Origin of the sequence: Brevibacterium sanguinis, assembly GCF_003315415.1 — a bacterium.
Taxonomy (GTDB): domain Bacteria; phylum Actinomycetota; class Actinomycetes; order Actinomycetales; family Brevibacteriaceae; genus Brevibacterium; species Brevibacterium celere_A.
This window is the reverse complement of the sequence record NZ_QNSB01000001.1, coordinates 268,541-284,951: the sequence shown is the minus strand read 5'-3', so window position 1 is coordinate 284,951 and position 16,411 is coordinate 268,541. Positions and strand designations below refer to the sequence as shown.

General features: G+C 66.0%; 17 protein-coding genes and 1 tRNA gene. 8 read left to right on the top strand and 10 right to left on the bottom strand.

Annotated features, from left to right (window positions below):
• Positions 1-17: 17 nt before the first annotated feature.
• From bcp to DFO65_RS01275, 3 genes are all read left to right on the top strand, one after another.
• Positions 18-491, top strand: coding sequence for a thioredoxin-dependent thiol peroxidase (bcp, locus tag DFO65_RS01285; protein WP_113902601.1), 474 nt, complete (start codon positions 18-20; stop codon positions 489-491).
• A gap of 111 nt (positions 492-602) precedes the next feature.
• A tRNA-Leu gene (locus tag DFO65_RS01280) sits at positions 603-684 on the top strand.
• Positions 685-930: 246 nt separating this feature from the next.
• Positions 931-1,434 (top strand): metallophosphoesterase family protein, encoded by a 504-nt coding sequence (locus DFO65_RS01275; protein ID WP_113902600.1) that lies wholly within the window; start codon positions 931-933, stop codon positions 1,432-1,434.
• Between the two features lie 28 nt (positions 1,435-1,462).
• On the opposite strand, the gene DFO65_RS01270 is transcribed toward DFO65_RS01275, so the two are convergent.
• From DFO65_RS01270 to DFO65_RS01240, 7 genes are read right to left on the bottom strand one after another with little or no spacing between them, the layout of a single operon-like run.
• Positions 1,463-2,509, bottom strand: coding sequence for an LLM class flavin-dependent oxidoreductase (locus tag DFO65_RS01270; protein ID WP_113902599.1), 1,047 nt, complete (start codon positions 2,507-2,509; stop codon positions 1,463-1,465).
• A gap of 25 nt (positions 2,510-2,534) precedes the next feature.
• Positions 2,535-2,732, bottom strand: a complete 198-nt coding sequence (locus DFO65_RS01265; RefSeq protein WP_113902598.1) for a tautomerase family protein — start codon at positions 2,730-2,732, stop codon at positions 2,535-2,537.
• Positions 2,733-2,739: 7 nt separating this feature from the next.
• Positions 2,740-4,221, bottom strand: coding sequence for an aldehyde dehydrogenase (locus DFO65_RS01260; protein ID WP_113902597.1), 1,482 nt, complete (start codon positions 4,219-4,221; stop codon positions 2,740-2,742).
• Positions 4,218-5,000, bottom strand: coding sequence for an alpha/beta fold hydrolase (locus DFO65_RS01255; RefSeq protein ID WP_181778565.1), 783 nt, complete (start codon positions 4,998-5,000; stop codon positions 4,218-4,220). The genes DFO65_RS01260 and DFO65_RS01255 overlap by 4 nt, the downstream gene beginning before the upstream one ends.
• A gap of 14 nt (positions 5,001-5,014) precedes the next feature.
• Positions 5,015-5,566, bottom strand: a complete 552-nt coding sequence (locus DFO65_RS01250; protein ID WP_113902595.1) for an amino acid synthesis family protein — start codon at positions 5,564-5,566, stop codon at positions 5,015-5,017.
• Complete coding sequence (locus tag DFO65_RS01245; RefSeq protein WP_113902594.1) at positions 5,563-6,237, bottom strand: amino acid synthesis family protein; 675 nt, start codon at positions 6,235-6,237, stop codon at positions 5,563-5,565. Before DFO65_RS01245 ends, DFO65_RS01250 begins: the two co-directional genes overlap by 4 nt.
• Before the next feature lie 4 nt (positions 6,238-6,241).
• Positions 6,242-6,922, bottom strand: coding sequence for a GntR family transcriptional regulator (locus tag DFO65_RS01240; protein ID WP_113902593.1), 681 nt, complete (start codon positions 6,920-6,922; stop codon positions 6,242-6,244).
• A 116-nt stretch (positions 6,923-7,038) separates the two neighbouring features.
• Between DFO65_RS01240 and DFO65_RS01235 the strand changes: the two genes are divergently transcribed.
• Both DFO65_RS01235 and DFO65_RS01230 read left to right on the top strand, forming a co-directional pair.
• Complete coding sequence (locus tag DFO65_RS01235; protein WP_181778564.1) at positions 7,039-8,016, top strand: flavin reductase; 978 nt, start codon at positions 7,039-7,041, stop codon at positions 8,014-8,016.
• A gap of 178 nt (positions 8,017-8,194) precedes the next feature.
• Positions 8,195-9,760, top strand: a complete 1,566-nt coding sequence (locus DFO65_RS01230) for a BCCT family transporter (RefSeq protein WP_113902592.1) — start codon at positions 8,195-8,197, stop codon at positions 9,758-9,760.
• A 202-nt stretch (positions 9,761-9,962) separates the two neighbouring features.
• On the opposite strand, the gene DFO65_RS01225 is transcribed toward DFO65_RS01230, so the two are convergent.
• Together DFO65_RS01225 and DFO65_RS01220 are read right to left on the bottom strand one after the other, a co-directional pair.
• Positions 9,963-10,952 carry an SRPBCC family protein gene (locus DFO65_RS01225; protein WP_113902591.1) on the bottom strand — a complete coding sequence of 330 codons (990 nt, stop codon included), beginning with the start codon at positions 10,950-10,952 and terminating at the stop codon, positions 9,963-9,965.
• Complete coding sequence (locus DFO65_RS01220) at positions 10,949-11,194, bottom strand: hypothetical protein (RefSeq protein WP_113902590.1); 246 nt, start codon at positions 11,192-11,194, stop codon at positions 10,949-10,951. The genes DFO65_RS01225 and DFO65_RS01220 overlap by 4 nt, the downstream gene beginning before the upstream one ends.
• A gap of 247 nt (positions 11,195-11,441) precedes the next feature.
• On the opposite strand from DFO65_RS01220, the gene DFO65_RS01215 reads away from it, so the two are divergent.
• Complete coding sequence (locus DFO65_RS01215) at positions 11,442-13,301, top strand: potassium transporter Kup (protein ID WP_113902589.1); 1,860 nt, start codon at positions 11,442-11,444, stop codon at positions 13,299-13,301.
• A 15-nt stretch (positions 13,302-13,316) separates the two neighbouring features.
• Here the strand turns inward: DFO65_RS01215 and DFO65_RS01210 are convergent, their stop codons facing one another.
• A complete protein-coding gene (locus tag DFO65_RS01210) occupies positions 13,317-13,937 on the bottom strand; it encodes a TetR/AcrR family transcriptional regulator C-terminal domain-containing protein (protein WP_113902588.1) in 621 nt (206 codons plus the stop codon).
• 101 nt (positions 13,938-14,038) lie between these two features.
• Here DFO65_RS01210 and DFO65_RS01205 point away from each other — a divergent pair, with 101 nt between their 5' ends.
• Positions 14,039-14,968 carry an amidohydrolase family protein gene (locus DFO65_RS01205; RefSeq protein WP_113902587.1) on the top strand — a complete coding sequence of 310 codons (930 nt, stop codon included), beginning with the start codon at positions 14,039-14,041 and terminating at the stop codon, positions 14,966-14,968.
• A 30-nt stretch (positions 14,969-14,998) separates the two neighbouring features.
• Positions 14,999-16,348: an APC family permease gene (locus tag DFO65_RS01200; RefSeq protein WP_220151216.1), complete on the top strand. Its 1,350-nt coding sequence runs from the start codon at positions 14,999-15,001 to the stop codon at positions 16,346-16,348.
• The last annotated feature ends 63 nt before the right edge of the window (positions 16,349-16,411 follow it).

Genomic DNA, 16,411 nt, shown 5'->3' with positions numbered 1-16,411 from the left:
CTGACGAAGGAGAAGCAATGCCACGACTTGCCGTCGGCGACACCGCACCCGATTTCACGCTGGTCAACCAGGACGGGAAGTCCGTGAGCCTCAGCGACTACCGCGGGCAGCGGGTCGTCGTCTACTTCTACCCGGCGGCGATGACTCCCGGCTGCACGACAGAGGCCTGCGACTTCCGGGACTCCCTGTCGGCGCTGAGTGCGGCCGGACTCGTCGTCCTCGGCGTCTCCCCCGATCAGCCGGAGAAGCTGAAGACGTTCGCCGAGAAGGAGGGGCTGACCTTCGACCTGCTCTCGGATCCGGACAAGGCCATGATGGACGAGTGGGGTGCCTTCGGGGAGAAGAAGAACTACGGCAAGGTCGTCCAGGGCGTCATCCGCTCGACTGTCGTCGTCGATGCCGAGGGCACGGTCGAACTCGCGCAGTACAACGTCAAGGCCACCGGCCATGTCGGACGTCTGCGCAAGGCGCTCGGCATCGACGCCGCCTGAGCGCTCGGCTCGAGCATTCCGCGTCGCTCGCGCATCCTGCTACCCTGGAGTGCGGCGCTCACCGCGACTGCCCGATCTCACTTCGAGGGCGGCAGGCGGTGAGGGGCACACGCGCGAGTGGCGGAATTGGTAGACGCGCTGGATTTAGGTTCCAGTGTCTGCGGACGTGGGGGTTCAAGTCCCCCCTCGCGTACGAATGTGATGTGCCGCGACATCGTTCCTACGATGTCGCGGCACCTCACAGCCGGTGCGGCTGGCGCTGCTGAGAAGTGCAGATGTCCGCCACTTCTGCAGCTCCTGTGCATTCTTCGGCCGCGATCACTGTGTCGGCGTGACTGTTGGGGTCGGACCGTGACTCCCCTCCCCTGGGTCCTGCCTGCCGAAGCCGACCGCCCGGTCGGATGCCCGCCGAGCCGTCCCGATCGGGTTGAATGGCCACATGCCGACCTCTCTCGTGATCCTCGCCGACACTCACCTGCCGAAGCGGGCGAAGGCATTGCCCGACCCCGTCTGTTCAGCGATCGCGGCGGCGGACGTCGTCATCCACGCCGGCGACTGGGTCGACGAGGCGACTCTCGATGCGCTCGAGACCCGCTCCCACCGCCTGATCGGCGTCCACGGCAACAACGACGGGCCCGAACTGCGAGCCCGGCTGCCCGAGGTCGCCCAGGTGGAGATCGAGGGGATCCGGTTCGCCGTCATCCATGAGACCGGTGCTGCTCAGGGACGTGAGAAGCGCATGGACGCCCGGTTCGACGACGTCGACGTGCTCGTGTTCGGTCACAGCCACATCCCCTGGGACACGACGACTCCGAACGGCATGCGGTTGCTCAATCCCGGCTCTCCCACCGACCGGCGTCGCCAACCGGTCTGCACGTTCATGACTGCGACCGCGGATTCCGGCGTCCTCAGCGACGTCACTCTCGTCCCGGTGCGGCGCTGAGACGAGCATGCCCGGTCAGCATCTCGCCTCAGCGGAAGTTCGGCACCACTTCGTCGATGAACAGCTGCAGGGACGCCTTCTTCTCCTCGAAGCTCAGCGAGTTGTCCGACCAGAAGCTGTATTCGTCGTAGCCCATCTGCTCGTAGCTTCTGATCCGTGCGGTGACCTCGGCAGGGGTGCCGATCATGGCGTTCCTGTGCAGCGATTCGAGCTCGAACTCGGGGCGGTCGGCGAACTTCTCCTCCGGAGTCGGGTCGAGGAAGCCGTTGACCGGAGCCTTCTTCCCGAACGCCCAGGATGAGAAGGTGCGGTAGAACCTGTTGATCCCAGCGGCTCCGACCTTCCACCCCTCGGGGTCGTCCGGGGAATGGAGATAGGTGTGACGCAGCACCATGATCTCCGGACGCTTCTCCACTTCCGGATGCGCGTCGACCGCAGTCGTGAACTTGTTCATCAGGTCCTCGACCTCGCGGTCGTCCTTCATCAGCGGAGTCACCTGGACGTTGCAGCCGTTGGCGACAGCGAAATCGTGCGTCTCCGGGCTCCGCGCGGCCAGCCAGATCGGTGGAGTCGGAGCCTGAATCGGCTTCGGCACTGCGGTCGAGACGGGGAACTGCCAGTGCTTGCCCTCATGCTCGTAGTCGCCCTGCAGCAGCTTCTGCACCGCGGGAACCAGCTCACGAAGATACTCGCCGCCGTCCGCGGCAGGCATTCCGCCCATCAGCCGATCGAATTCGAACTGGTATGCCCCGCGGGCGATGCCCACCTCGGCGCGACCGCCGCTGAGGACGTCGAGGAGTGCGATCTCTCCTGCCGCGCGCACGGGGTGCCAGAACGGAGCGATGATCGTCCCGGACCCGAGTCGGATCGTCGAGGTCTTCGCCGCAAGGTACGCCAGCTGCGGCATCGGGCTGGGCGAAACGGTGTACTCCATGGAATGATGCTCACCGATCCACACCGTTGAGAACCCTCCGGCTTCGGCGAGCTGAACCAGCTCGACCAGGTTCTGCCAATGCTGCTCGTGGCTGATCGAGTCGTCCCAGCGTTCCATATGGATGAAAAGTGAAAAGCGCATAGTGCTCCCTCCGTCGTGAGTTTCCTCAGTTGGTGCTTTCGCGTTCGGCGATGGTCGTGTCGGTTCTCGCCCAGAGTTCCTTCTCCACTTCGCGGACGATCACCGTGATGTTCTCCGCAGCGGCTCCGGTCGTTTCCTCGGCCACTCGATGCACTCCTGCCATGAGTGCCCGCAGCTGTACGGGGCTTCGCCCCTGGGCGATGGAGATGTCGATCAGCGGCATCGCGCCCTCACCTCCCCAGCACGAAGGGATCGGCGAGCGGCCCTTCGTCCGTGTTGATCCACAGGCTCTTCAGCCTCGTGTACTCGTGCATTGACTCGAAGCCGTGCTCGATGCCGACTCCGGAGTTCTTGAACCCCTGGCGCGGCGACATCGGGGACATCGCCCGGTACATGTTGGTCCAGATCGTTCCGGCCTCCAAGCGCTGCGACATCCGCATCGCACGCTGCAGGTTCGACGTCCAGACTCCTGCGGCCAGACCGTACTCCGTGTCATTGGCCAAGCGCAGCACCTCGTCCTCGGTGTCGAAGGGCATGATCGCCGCGACGGGCCCGAAGATTTCCTCCTGACAGATCCGCATCTCGTTGTGGGTGTCGGTGAGGACCGTGGGCTCGAAGAAGTACCCCGGCAGGCCCACATCGGGGCGGCGTCCTCCGTAGGCGAGCCGCCCGCCCTCGTCCACGCCGAGGTGGACGTAGGACTCCACTTTGTCGAGCTGATTGGCGAAGGCCAGTGGCCCGAGTTCGGTCTCCGGGGCCATGGGGTCGCCGATGACGATCGTCGACGCTCGTTCGGTGACCTTCTCGAGCAGCTCGTCATAGATGCGCCGGTGCGCGAACACACGGCTTCCCGCGATGCAAGTCTGTCCTGCTGCCGCGAAGATCCCGGCGATCACGCCCATCGCGGCATTCGACACGTCGGCATCCTCGAACACGATGTTCGGGCTCTTCCCTCCAAGTTCGAGGGTGCATCCGATGAACCTCGGGGCGACCGCGCGAGCGATGGCCGCCCCTGTGCGAGTGGAGCCGGTGAAGGAGATCTTCGCGATCTGAGGCGAATCGACCAGAGACTGACCCGCCTCGGCGCCGAGCCCTGTCACCACGTTGACAGCACCGGCGGGGAAGCCGGCTTCGTAGGCGAGTTCGGCGACCCGCAGCACTGTTCGCGATGTGTACTCGCTGGGCTTGATGACCAGGGTGTTCCCTGCGGCCAGAGCAGGGGCCAGCTTCGACATCGTCAGAGTCAGCGGGGAGTTCCACGGGGTGATCGCCCCGACGACGCCGAGCGGTTCGCGCTGCGTGAAGTTGATGACCTCGGGGGAATTGGTCGGGATCTGGGATCCCTGCACCTTGTCGGCCAGACCGCCGTAATAGTAGAGGTACTCGGGCAGTCCCTGCAGCTGGCCCTTCATCTCCCGCAGCAGTTTGCCGTTGTCCTGGCTCTCGAGGGTGGCGAGTTCATCGGCGTTCTCTCCGATGAGATCACCGAGTCGGCGCAGCAGGTGCCCGCGCTGGGTGGGTGTGGTGCGCCGCCATTCCCGAGTCTCGAATGTCCGGCGTGCGGAGTCGACGGCTTTGGCGACGTCGTCCGCGCTGCCCCGCGCGAACTCGTAGAGGGTTTCGAGTGTGGCCGGGTTGGTGCTGGTCAGGTATTCGCCGTTCGCGGGCGGGGAGTGGTCCCCGGCGATGAAGTGATCGAGCCGATCGGTCATGATTGACGCCTTTCTGCCTCGTCGAAGAGGTTGTCGAGGTGGTGGGTCAGAGTTTCGGGGTGGGTCACGGGGAGCATGTGCCTCGCTCCATCGACGATCACGACTCGTGACTGAGGGATCCGCTCGCCGAGGCGTCGGCTCATCTCCGGAGTCGACCCCGGGTCGAGCTCTCCCGTGATCGCCAGAGTCGGCACCGCTATCTCCCTCAACCGTGGTTCGATCTCCCGGTCGCCCTGGGCGAAGACGGCATAGGCGAAGAGATAGGAGTCGATGTCGTTGGCGAGGAGGACCGGACGCGTCTCGTCCCGGAGAGCCGCCGCGGATTCGGCTGCACGCCTGCCCTGCGTCCTGCCCTCGTCGTCGTCGGGAAACCAGCGGTCGAGTGCGATTTCCATGCTCTCGCCGAAGTTCGCCCGGGCCTTCTCGAGACGGGAGCGCACCGCTGCGGTCTCCGCCTCGGTGCGAGCGCACACCGAACTCACGCAACCGAGGCTGCGCACTCGGCCGGGCAGGTCGGCGGCGATTTGCTGAGCGATCAACGACCCGAGCGAGAAGCCCACGAGGTGCACGGGTCCGGCCGGAAGGCGCGCGATCACATCCTCGGCCATCTCAGTCAATGAGGTCGTCCGTGTCAGCCGGGGCTGCCGGCCGTGCCCCGGCAGATCGAGCGCGACGACCTCCCTGTCGAGCAGCGCCTCCACCCGTGCCCACACCGTGCGGTCCAGACCCACCCCGTGCAGCAGCACGACCGCCGGCGACAGTTGCTCCTGTGCAGTCATCGTCGGCCGCTGCCTTACTGGTCGGCTGACAGCGGCGCCAGGCGCTGCTGTGGCCGGCCTCCCGTGGCTCCGGCCAGGGCGATGACGATCTCGTCGGCGTGCGGCGCATCGGAGATGCGCCATTCGAAGGTCTGGTGATGCGAGCGAATGGTGGCATCGGTGTAGTGCTTGAGCGGGATGTCGAAGACCACTCCTGCCGGCCCGCGCTTCTCCACCGCCGGGAGCAGGGTGCTCGCCGAGGCGGCATCGCGGAAATGATTGCCGAATTTCAGTGTGTGGATGAGTGCCGACCCGTGTTCGATCTCGCCGTCGACGCCGACGATGGCCGCCTTGCCATAGGCCTCCAGGCTTCCGCCGAGCGCTTCCATCACGCGCGGGGCCAGGAGTGCTCCGACGTCGCTCGCTGTCGCGTCGATGCCGGGCCCGAGGTCCTCGACGAAGTCCTGTCCGTGCCAGGGATTCTCGATCACGGCGGCCACTGCGGCCACGGTGATGACGGGATCCGTGTCCCTGCCGCCTTCGCGGAGCACTTCTTCGACGACTGTCGTGATCTTGCGAACGTTCATTTGATGAGTCCTTTCAGGATTTCCGTGGTGACTGTCCCGTCCGTCGACCGGTCTCCGATTCGGGGGAACGGCCGCGGTCCGGTCGATGCCGCTGCGATCACGCAGATCTCATCGGCGCGCGGAGCGTCGGGGGTGTGGACTTCGAGGCTCTGATAGTGATCTCGGGAGGTCGCGTGGGTCTTGTGCCACATGGGCACCCGGACGGTTGCAGAGGGGCCGGTCCGGCCGTCTGCGAAGCAGAGAACGGACGACCCTTCGAGCATCTCCCTCATGATGTTGCCGAAGTACGGCGTGTGGATGAGCGCTCCCGCGTGCTCGAGCTCCCCGTTCGTGCCGACCAGGGCGGCCTTCCCGAATGCCTCGATCTCGCCGGCGGGGCCCAATGCGGCGAGCAGTCGATCGGTGAGCACCTTGGCGAGAACCGGGGCGATCTCGACGGCCGCGGGGCTCAGGTCGTGGTCGGGGCCGGTGCCCTGCCAGGGATTGGCGAGGACCGCCACTGCGGCTGCCTGTCTCAGCGGACGGTCCAGCGATTCGCCGGACTCGCTGAGGATCTCGTCGACATGCACCGTGACGGTGCGAACGCCGAGGCGACGGGCAAGCTCTTCGAAGCTGCTCGGCCGCTGATTCAGCTCGTGGTCGGTGGACTGTGTTCCTGCTGCTGTGGTCATCTGATCACTTCTCCGAGGACTCGGTGGCGGGTCGGGTGGACAGTGCGGCCCTGCTCGAGGCGTTGACGTGCTCACGCATGGCTGCCTCTGCCCCGAACCAGTCCTTCTCCCGGATCGCAGTGAACACCGCCTCGTGCTCCTGAGCCGAGCGGACGAGGCGTCCCGGCCGACTGACCGCCTGGACGACGATGCGGTGGTAGGCCAGCTGATGCATGAGCCGTTCGTAGGCTTCGGAGAGCTTGTCGTTGTCCGCGCCCCGCATGAGCGTCCAATGGAACTCGTGGACCAGCACGGCATAGCCTTCGGTGTCGCCCAGTTTCGCCGCGGAGATCGAGTCTTCGACATTCGTCGCGAGGTCGCCGAGTTCGGGGATGTCCCCCCGTCTGGCCATGAGTCCTGCGGCGAGGCCTTCGAGGGACTCCTTGAGCTGGAAGAGCTCGATGATCTCACGGCGGGTGGGCTGACGGACGAAGGTGCCGACTCGGGGCCGGATCTCGACCAACCCCTCCAGCTGCAGCTGCTTGAACACCTCGCGGATCGGAGTTCGGCTGACGCCGAAGGATTCGGCGAGCGCGGTTTCGGGGATCATGTCCCCTGGCGCATAGCCGTCGCTGAGGATGCGGGCCCGGACCTGGTCAAGGAACGACTCGCCGGTTTTCCCCGCGATTCGAGAGTTTTCTTGCATACAAGAAGATTACTTGCATGCATCAAGATCTGTCAACAGATTCTCTCAACGCTTGATTTTCCGGGATCATCTGCACCTCTTGACGTATCCCAGAACACGCTTCTATGCTCTCTGGTATGCAACAGAAATCGCGAATCAGCCCACAGGACCACATCAAGAAGACCATCGTCGACGCTTGGCAGCAGGCGTGGGACCTCGGCGAGACCGACGCCCTCGACGCTCTGGTCACCGACGACTACGCCCGCGTCTCCTCCAACTCGGGTCGACAGATGGACATCTCGGCGGCGAAGAACGAGATCAGCGAGATCCGGGCAGCCTTCCCGGACCTGACCACGACGATCGACCGCATCCTCATCGAGGGCGATCAGGGGTCGATCTACTGGCATTCGACCGGCACGTTCACCCAGCCGCTCAACGACGTGCCGCCGACCGGTCAGTCGGTGACGACCCACGGTTCCAACCTGATCACATTCGATGGACCCCTCATCTGCCGGGAAGAGGTCACGTGGGATGCGTCCGCGCTCCTCGCCGACCTCGGCCTCAAGTCCCTGTCGTCGGCCTTCGAAACGTACGAGGGCGAGGTGCTCACCGACGACCTCTCCGGCACCCCGTCCACCGAGGCACTCAAGGCCTTCAATCGTCAGTTCATCACCGGCGTCACAGTGGTGACCACCCTCGATGAGGACGGGCGGCCCCGCGGTCTCGCGGTCAACTCGTACAACTCTGTCTCGCTCGATCCTCCCCTGGTCCTCGTCTGCGTGCAGAAGACCTCGTCGACCTACCCCGCACTGTTCCGTTCGACGCACATGGGGATCAACATCATGAGCAGGAACCAGCGGGGAACCATCGGCACGTTCGCGTCGAAGGCTGCCGACAAGTTCGCGGATCTCGACTGGCACTCGGGACAGCACGGTTCGCCCCTCATCGACGGCTCTGCCGCCTCGATCGAAGTCGAGATCAAGGAACGCTTCCAGGCGCTCACGCACACGGTGTTCATCGGTCGGGTCTGCAGCGCGGAAGCGTCCGAGGACGAGCCGATGATCTACAAGGCCGGAAAGTTCTTCGACAGCGAAGACCTTCGGCCTCTCGACTGAAACCGCGAACCCCGACATCACGAACCCCAACCCGATTCACAATGAAGTGGAGATCGCCGTGAACGATCAACCCAGACGGACGTCCGAGGGCAATGCCTCGCTCGAGGATGCCAGTGCACACAGCCGCCCGGACCTGCCCGGAACGGGATTGGTTCCTGACTCCGGTCCATCACCGGCGATGGCGCGCGCCTACGCCCTGCGGCATCGACCCGGCAGGGTCTTCTGGATCTCGGTCCTCGGCGTCATCGCCTTCACCGCTTGGGGTGCGATCGCTCCGGAGTCGATGGCCGCCACGATGACCTCCGCCATGAACTGGGTCTCCGGAAGCCTGGGCTGGTCGTACCTCGTCGTCACCCTCGGGTGCATCGGCCTCCTCGTGTATCTCGGCTTCAGCCGGTTCGGCAGGATCCGCCTGGGCGCCGAGGACGATCGGCCGGAGTACAGCACCTGGGCGTGGCTGGCCATGATCCTCTCCGCTGTCATGGGGATCGGGCTCATCAGCTACGGCGTGGCCGAGCCGATCTCCCATTTCGCGGCCCCGCCCCATGGGCTGGCTGAGCCCGGCACCACCCAGGCGGCGGTGCGGGCACTCCAGTTCTCCTACTTCGACTGGGGACCGCACGCGTGGGCGGTCTTCGGCGTGTTCGGACTCGCGATCGCCTATTCGACCCACAAGCGCGGAAACACCGGTCTGATCTCGCCGATGCTGCGGCCGCTCTTCGGGAAGGTGATGGACGGCTGGGTCGGTCAGGTCGTCGACATCATGGCAGTTGTCGCGACCTTGTTCGGCACCACGACCTCCCTGGGCCTGGGCGCGTCTCAGATCTCCGAGGGACTCAACCGCGTCTTCGGCATTCCGAACGAGCTCTTCGTGCAGATCATCATCATCCTCGGCATCACCGTGGTGTTCACCCTCTCGGCACTCACCGGGGTGAACCGCGGGATCAAGATCCTCAGCCAGACGACTGCCGTCCTGTCGATATTCCTCGGACTGTTCGTCCTGGTGATGGGTCCGACGGCCTTCATCGGAAACCTCTTCTTCCGGTCGACCGGCCTCTACATCAACGATTTCTTCACGACGAGCCTCCTCACTCCGCTGCTCTCCGGAGACGTCGAGTGGTACCAGTACTGGACCTACTTCATGATGGCCTGGTGGCTGAGCTGGGGTGCCTTCGTCGGAGTGTTCCTGGCCAAAATCTCCCGTGGCCGCACTGTTCGCCAGTTCGTCCTCGGTGTCATGGGCGTGCCGAGCCTCGTCTTCTTCGCCTGGTTCACCGTCATGGGCGGAACCGCGATCAACATCGACATGAACACCGGTGGAGAGATCGGACAGGCCACAGCGGAGAACATCAACTCGGCATTCTTCGAAACCCTGGATCATCTGCCCCTGGTCAGCCTCACGTCGGTCATCGCGATCGTTCTCGTGGTGCTCTACTTCGTCTCGGGTGCCGACGCGAACACCTTCGTGCTCAGCATGCTCACCTCTCGTGGCACACTCGAGCCGAGCCGCTGGGTGCTCACCGTCTGGGGCGGACTGACCGGGACGACCGCGATCGTGCTGTTCTTCGCCGGTGGGCTCGCCGCCCTGCAGCAAGCGGCAATGCTCTCGGCCCTGCCCTTCGCCATCATCGTGGCACTCCTCGGTGTCAGCATCGTGAAGACCCTGCGCGAAGACCACGACTTCGAGGAGCTGCGAGTCGTGCGTCGCGCCGATCTGCACGAGGCGCCGACGCCGAACAGCTGAGTACGTGCGCTCGAGCAGCGCACCTCGAACCGCGTCTGTCGACAGGCACTGCTGCGGCCACCGGAACGGCACTGTGGCCCAAATGCCGGGGTGTCGTCGTACAACCGGTTCCCCGGCAGCTCGACGAGATCGATGTCCGGGTCAGCACGGAAGTACCGGCCCGGACATATTGTCCTCTACGATGTCGCACTAGTGCGAGGCATCAGCGGAACGCTCGGCTGATTCCCCCGGAGATCTGGGAGAGCTGCAGCCAGAGCACGAAGCGGTGGAATGGTCGCAGAATCCACCGGCGCACCGGCCGGCTCGAGCCGGATGTGCGCTCCCAGGCCAGCAGAATGCGCAGAGTCGTCCCACCTGCCGCAGGCTCGAGCTCGATCCTGATGCGTCGCGCATTCGACTTCGGTGCCTCGGGGTAGGTGAATCTCCACTCGACGAGGTGCCGATCCTCCCTGGCCACGAGCTCGATCCGCTGGGCCCGGTACTTCGAGGCGACTCTCGACTCCTTGCCGTCCGGACGCTCCGTGCGCGATCGCCCCTCCCGGGTCTGGCCTACGCGCAACTGCGAGCCGCCGCCCTCGACACGTCCGATGTTCGGCTCCCACTCCGGCAGCCGCGAGACGTCGCTGAGCAGGCTCCACACCTGGTCGACATCCGCCGGAGCGAAGCTCTCGGAGACAGCGGACAGGGTGCCCGGCTCGAATGCGTACCGCGTCGAGGCCGAGGACGAGCGTTCAGCCTCGTCGAGGCGCCGGATCACGGCTGCCGGTGCGACGCCGAGGCGGTCGAGCACGGCTTCGATCATGCCGCTCGGCTCGACCACGAGATCCCGCAGGACGGCGGCGGCATCGCCGCGCCTGCCACCCTGACCCGCCCGTCTGATGATCTCCAGGGGACGCGGGCCCCATTCGTAGCCGTCCGTCTCATGGAAGACGATCCGCCCCTCCTCGCGCACCTCGGCGCTGATCCCCAATGACGCCAGCTGCTCGGAATGCTGAGCTGCCACCGCCCGCCTTGCCGCATCGAGCGTGATCCCGAAGCTGCGCAGCACCTGCCCGGCGATCTGTTCGCTGACGACGAGCGCGAGGAACAGGTGGTCGATGTCAGCGGTGCGCTGCCCGAGCCGGGAGGCCTCCTCCATCGCCGTGACCGACAGTGTGTGCGACGTGGCCGCCGCATCCGTGAATCTGCTCATCGCTGTCTCCTCGGAACGGGAATGGTCGGATCGATCCTCTTCGCGTACTTCTTGTGCACGGCCTGGCGCGAGACGCCGAGCACCTCGGCGATGTTCTGCCAGCTCATCCCCGCCCGCAGCCCCGCCTCCACCTGGGCGAGCTCGAGGCGTTCGATGAGGGCGCGCAGCGAGGCGATGGCGCGCAGGCCCGCTCGCGGGTCGCTCGTGTCCGCGGCGATGTCGGTGATCTGGGTCGCATTCATGGTGTCAACTTATATTGCTTACGGCCCGGTGTCAACCAAGGTTGCTTCCGGATCAGACGCCGCGGTTCGCTGCCTCACCGGCCTCCGCGGTTCGCCCGGAACCCTTGTGCACCTCCGGATAACTTCTCCACTCAATTCGGCCCGCAGCGCGCACACTGGTCCCATGGACTCAAGGTCACCCAGATCGTCCGGAACCCGAGTGGTCCGTGATTCTTCGACTCACCCTCGCCACCGGTCAGGGGCGTGGATGTCGACCGTCGGCAGTCTCGGCGTCGTCTTCGGCGACATCGGTACCAGTCCCCTCTACGCGATGCGAACGGCGTTGAGCATGGAGCACAACGCGGTCACCGTGTCGCTCGAGAACGTGTACGGCGTGATCTCCTTGGTGGTCTGGACTCTCACGCTGATCGTGACGATCAAGTACGTCGTCGTGGTCACACGCGCCGACAACGGAGGGCAGGGCGGCATCCTCGCCCTGGTCGCCCTGCTCCGCCGCCGGATCTCCGACCGTCGGCTGCTCGCCTTCATCACGATCCTCGGCATGCTCGGCGCCGCACTCTTCTACGGCGACTCCATCATCACACCTGCGATCTCCGTGATGAGCGCGATCGAGGGGATGTCCGTGGTCTCTCCCGCCCTCGGCCATCTCGTGGTGCCTGTCTCCGCTGCCGTGCTCGCAGCCCTCTTCCTCATCCAGCCCTTCGGCACCGGCCGGGTCAGTCGCGCGTTCGGCCCGATCATGCTGGCCTGGTTCCTCACGTTGGCCCTGCTCGGCATCCCGGCGATCATCGAGCACCCTCAGGTCCTCCTCAGCCTGTCACCGCACTGGGCACTCGAGCTCATGATCCGACTGCCGTTCGCCTCGTTCGTCCTGCTCGGCGCCGTGGTGCTGACGGTCACCGGCGCGGAGGCGCTCTACGCCGACATGGGTCACTTCGGCGCTTCCGCCGTTCGCCGCGCGTGGCTCTTCATCGCGATGCCTGCCCTGGTGATCGTGTACCTCGGGCAGGGCGCCGGTGTCATCACGGCACCGGGCACGGCAGGCGATCCGTTCTTCCACCTCGCTCCGCCCGCATTCCACGTCCCGCTCATCATCTTCGCCACCGTGGCCACCATCATCGCCTCGCAGGCGGTGATCTCCGGGGCCTTCGCCGTCACCCGTCAGGCAATGCGCCTCGGCCTACTCCCGCGTCTGCGCGTCAGTCACACATCGCAATCGGAAGAGGGACAGATCTACCTCCCTGCCATCAACTGGATCCTGTGTGCGGGCGTGATGGCACTGGTGGTCGTCTTCTCCTCGTCGGCCCGGCTGGCCTCTGCCTATGGGCTCGCCGTCACCGGCACACTCGCCCTCGAGTCCGCCGTCTTCCTCATCTTCGCGGCCACTGTGTGGCGGTGGCGCCCCTGGGCGGTGGTCGCCTACGCGGCGATCATCGGGGCGGCCGAACTTCTGCTCTTCGCCGCCAATCTCACCAAGCTCGTCGTCGGCGGCTGGCTTCCGCTGCTCGTTGCGGCCGGCGTCTTCGTCGTGATGACGACGTGGCGCGCCGGTGATCAGCGAGTGAGGGCGCAACGGCGCGCGGCGGAAGGGGCGCTCGATGAGTTCCTCGACTCGATCCGGAGCGCGCCGCCCAGACGCAGGCCCGGAGTCGCGATCTTCCCCCACCACAGCCCCGACACCACCCCGTTGGCCATGGTGCAATGCGTGCGGAGCTTCCACGTCCTCCATGAGCATGTCGTCATCGTTCGGCTCCATCACGCGAACGTGCCTCACGTGCGGGCCGAGGACCGCATTGACGTCGAGGGCCTGAGCGCGAAGCTGGCCGGCATCGCACGAGTGACGATCACCGTCGGATACGCCGATCGCCCCGACCTTCCCGGCAACCTCGCCTTGGCGCTCGGCAGACTTCCAGAGCTCGAGTTCGACTTGGACGCGGCGATCTATCTCCTCTCGGTGCTCGCCCTCGTTCCCGCGCATGCGCCACGTCTGCGCAATTGGCGACAGGCTCTCTTCCTCTCCCTCGAACGAAACCAGACCGATCGCATCGAAGCCTTCCATCTTCCAGCGGATCGCACGATCGTCGTCGGCTCGGAAATGCAGGTCTGAGTGCGAATCCGCGCCTCAACCGGAGGCGGAGTCCAATCGGAGCCTGAGCCCGTCGATGAGGGACGAGAGTCCGAGGTCGAACGCCGCCTCCGCCCCGAAACGATCTGAGTGGCGCGGATCGAGTGCCGCACGGATCGAGCCGAAGGTCGGATCGACCGACTCCTGGTCGAGCAGATCGGCGGGGGCGACGATGTCGAGAGCGGCACCGAGGACGAACGCCTCGACCATCCGCATGAGGGCGACGACCTCGTCCTCCGCCCAGCCTCCCCTGACGAGTCCGGCGACGACGACGTCGTACATCCGATACGTCGACAGGTCCCGGATCGACGTCGTCGCGAGCAGCCGGATGAGGTTGGGATGGGCTGCGAACGACCGCAGGTAGGACCGCGCCCAGGCCTGCAGGGCCTCGTCCCAGGGCTGATCGCTGCCCGGCAGGAACGGCGAGACGTCGATGTCCTCGACGATCCGGGCGCGCAAGAGCTCGATGAGCTCACCGCGTCCGGAGACATGGTTGTACAGCGAGGACACCTGACGATCGACGCGGGCGGCGAGAGTGCGCATGGACAGGGCCTCGGCCCCCTCCTCGTCGACGAGGTCGAGGGCCGCCTGGACCAGGCGCTGACGATTGAGCCGCATGAGCCGCCGTCCTTCTCTTCCCTTGGGTGAATCAAGAGAGTATCGTACTCTCAGGCTTTGAAACGAACAGTGTTCGTACGCAATGATGCGGGAGGGAATACGTGGCAACGCTCTTCGACAACGGCACGATCTGGCTGGGCGCGGATCGACGGCCGTCCGACGCTTTGCTCGTCGTCGACGGGGTCATCGCGGCGGTGGGCGCCGATGACGTGGCGAAACGCCTGCCGGCAGAGACCGATGTCGATCATGTCGATCTCGAGGGCGGCTTCCTCATGCCGTCGTTCGGCGACGGCCATGCGCACCCGATCTTCGGGGGTCTCGAAGCGGAGGGCCCTGAGGTCCGCGGGTGCGAGAGCGTCGAGGAGATCATCGCCGAGGCGGTGCGCGCCGTCGACGCGGCGGGCTTCCAGATCCACATCCACGCGATCGGCGACGCCGCGGTGCGGCAGGCTCTCGACGCGATCGAGCAGGCCATCGAGGCCAACGGCCCCCGCGATCGCAGGCCGGTCATCGCCCATGCTCAACTCGTCGAGGCGACCGACCTTGAACGCTTCACACGCCTCGGGGTCATCGCGAACATGCAGCCGCTGTGGGCACAGCTCGACGGCCTCATGACCGTGCTCACGGTGCCGCGCCTCGGCGAGGAACGCGCACGGCAGCAGTACCGGATGCGGACCATCCTCGACGACGGCGGACTGCTCGCCTTCGGCTCCGACTGGCCGTGCTCCTCGGGCACCCCGCTCGAAGGGCTCGCCGTTGCGACGAGCCGGCAGACCGAGGACGGCGATCCCGACGGCGGATGGACTCCGGAGGAGATCGTCGACACCGCCCGGGCCCTCGACGCCTACACGGCGACCGTGGCCCACCAGGCGTTCGCCGATCTCACGCCCGCCCCCTGGGGCCGCATCCGACCCGGCGCGAGAGCCGACCTCGTCCACCTCGACGCCGACCCGTCGAAGTCCCACGGCTGGGCGCTGGCAGACCTGAGAATCCGCACCACCTACTTGGGCGGCGTCGCCGTCCACTCATAGGGACCGTCCACACACAAGGAAAGGACGATGATGTCCGCAGCCCCGACCCCCACCGCCTCCGAGGGCAGCCTCCGCCGCGCCCTCGGCGTACCCTCACTCGTGCTCTTCGGCCTCGTCTACATGGTGCCGCTGACGGTGTTCACGACCTACGGGATCGTCACGCAGATCTCCGGGGGCCGAGTCCCCCTCGCCTACGTCGTGACCCTCGTCGCCATGGTCTTCACGGCCCGCTCCTATGCTCGGATGGCGCACGAGCTTCCCTTCGCCGGCTCGGCCTACACCTACACGCAGAAGACGTTCGGCGCCTCCATCGGCTTCGTCGCCGGTTGGGCGCTGCTCCTCGACTACCTGTTCCTGCCGATGATCAACTACCTGGTCCTCGGCATCTACCTCGAAGCAGCCTTCCCGATGATCCCCGCTTGGGTCTTCATCGTCACGGCCATCGTCCTCGTCACGGTCCTCAACATCATCGGAATCGTCTCGGTGGCCCGCGCGAACTTCGTCATCATCGCGGCCCAGGCGATCTTCATCGTCACTTTCGCCGCCCTGAGCATCGCGACGCTGACCGGGATGGGCGACGTCGACCTCGCCGCCCCCTTCACGGGAGACGGGACCGCGGACGGCTTCGCCCCGGTGATGGCCGGCGCCGCGGTGCTCTGCCTGTCGTTCCTGGGATTCGACGCGATCTCGACACTGTCGGAGGAGGCCAAGGACTCCGAGAAGTCGGTGCCCCGCGCGATCGTCATCGCCACGATCACCGGCGGACTCATCTACATCGCCCTGTCCTACCTCTCGCAGATCGTGTTCCCCTCGAACGACTTCGCCGAGGTGGACTCCGCCGCCCTCGACGTCATGGCGGCGGCGGGCGGGCAGTTCCTCACGGTCTTCTTCACCGCCGCCTATGTCGCGGGCGCCTGCGGGTCGGCGCTGACTTCCCAGGCATCGGTCGCGCGCATCCTCTACGCGATGGGACGCGACGGCGTCCTGCCCCGCGGGTTCTTCGGCCGGCTCTCGCAGCGGTTCGACACCCCGGTCAACGCCACCCTCGCGGTCGGGGTCGTCTCCCTGCTCGCCGTCGTCGTCGACCTCACTTTCCTCTCCGAGATGATCAGCTTCGGGGCGCTCGTCGCGTTCTCGGCGGTCAACCTCTCGGTGATCAAGCACTTCGTCATCGACGGCGGCCGGCGGGGAACAGCGGCGATCCTCAGCTACGTCGTGCTCCCGGGGATCGGATTCGGACTCACTGTCTGGCTGTGGACGAGTCTGTCGGCGCGCACACTGGTCATCGGCCTCGTCTGGCTGGCCGTCGGCATCGCCTACCTCGCCGTCGTCACGCGGGGATTCCGCCGGCCCACGCCGACCCTCGACCTCAAGGAATAGCCCGGCACGACGGCGATCCGCGAATCGATCGGGCGCCCGGAGAGCCTGAGCGCTCCGGGCGCC

What these genes read in the sequence shown, in the direction of transcription:
- bcp (WP_113902601.1), top strand. Translation starts at nt 18, where the DNA reads ATGCCACGACTTGCCGTCGGCGACACCGCACCCGATTTCACGCTGGTC.
- DFO65_RS01275 (WP_113902600.1), top strand. Translation starts at nt 931, where the DNA reads ATGCCGACCTCTCTCGTGATCCTCGCCGACACTCACCTGCCGAAGCGG.
- DFO65_RS01270 (WP_113902599.1), bottom strand. Translation starts at nt 2,509, where the DNA reads ATGCGCTTTTCACTTTTCATCCATATGGAACGCTGGGACGACTCGATC.
- DFO65_RS01265 (WP_113902598.1), bottom strand. Translation starts at nt 2,732, where the DNA reads ATGCCGCTGATCGACATCTCCATCGCCCAGGGGCGAAGCCCCGTACAG.
- DFO65_RS01260 (WP_113902597.1), bottom strand. Translation starts at nt 4,221, where the DNA reads ATGACCGATCGGCTCGATCACTTCATCGCCGGGGACCACTCCCCGCCC.
- DFO65_RS01255 (WP_181778565.1), bottom strand. Translation starts at nt 5,000, where the DNA reads ATGACTGCACAGGAGCAACTGTCGCCGGCGGTCGTGCTGCTGCACGGG.
- DFO65_RS01250 (WP_113902595.1), bottom strand. Translation starts at nt 5,566, where the DNA reads ATGAACGTTCGCAAGATCACGACAGTCGTCGAAGAAGTGCTCCGCGAA.
- DFO65_RS01245 (WP_113902594.1), bottom strand. Translation starts at nt 6,237, where the DNA reads ATGACCACAGCAGCAGGAACACAGTCCACCGACCACGAGCTGAATCAG.
- DFO65_RS01240 (WP_113902593.1), bottom strand. Translation starts at nt 6,922, where the DNA reads ATGCAAGAAAACTCTCGAATCGCGGGGAAAACCGGCGAGTCGTTCCTT.
- DFO65_RS01235 (WP_181778564.1), top strand. Translation starts at nt 7,039, where the DNA reads ATGCAACAGAAATCGCGAATCAGCCCACAGGACCACATCAAGAAGACC.
- DFO65_RS01230 (WP_113902592.1), top strand. Translation starts at nt 8,195, where the DNA reads ATGGCGCGCGCCTACGCCCTGCGGCATCGACCCGGCAGGGTCTTCTGG.
- DFO65_RS01225 (WP_113902591.1), bottom strand. Translation starts at nt 10,952, where the DNA reads ATGAGCAGATTCACGGATGCGGCGGCCACGTCGCACACACTGTCGGTC.
- DFO65_RS01220 (WP_113902590.1), bottom strand. Translation starts at nt 11,194, where the DNA reads ATGAATGCGACCCAGATCACCGACATCGCCGCGGACACGAGCGACCCG.
- DFO65_RS01215 (WP_113902589.1), top strand. Translation starts at nt 11,442, where the DNA reads ATGTCGACCGTCGGCAGTCTCGGCGTCGTCTTCGGCGACATCGGTACC.
- DFO65_RS01210 (WP_113902588.1), bottom strand. Translation starts at nt 13,937, where the DNA reads ATGCGGCTCAATCGTCAGCGCCTGGTCCAGGCGGCCCTCGACCTCGTC.
- DFO65_RS01200 (WP_220151216.1), top strand. Translation starts at nt 14,999, where the DNA reads ATGTCCGCAGCCCCGACCCCCACCGCCTCCGAGGGCAGCCTCCGCCGC.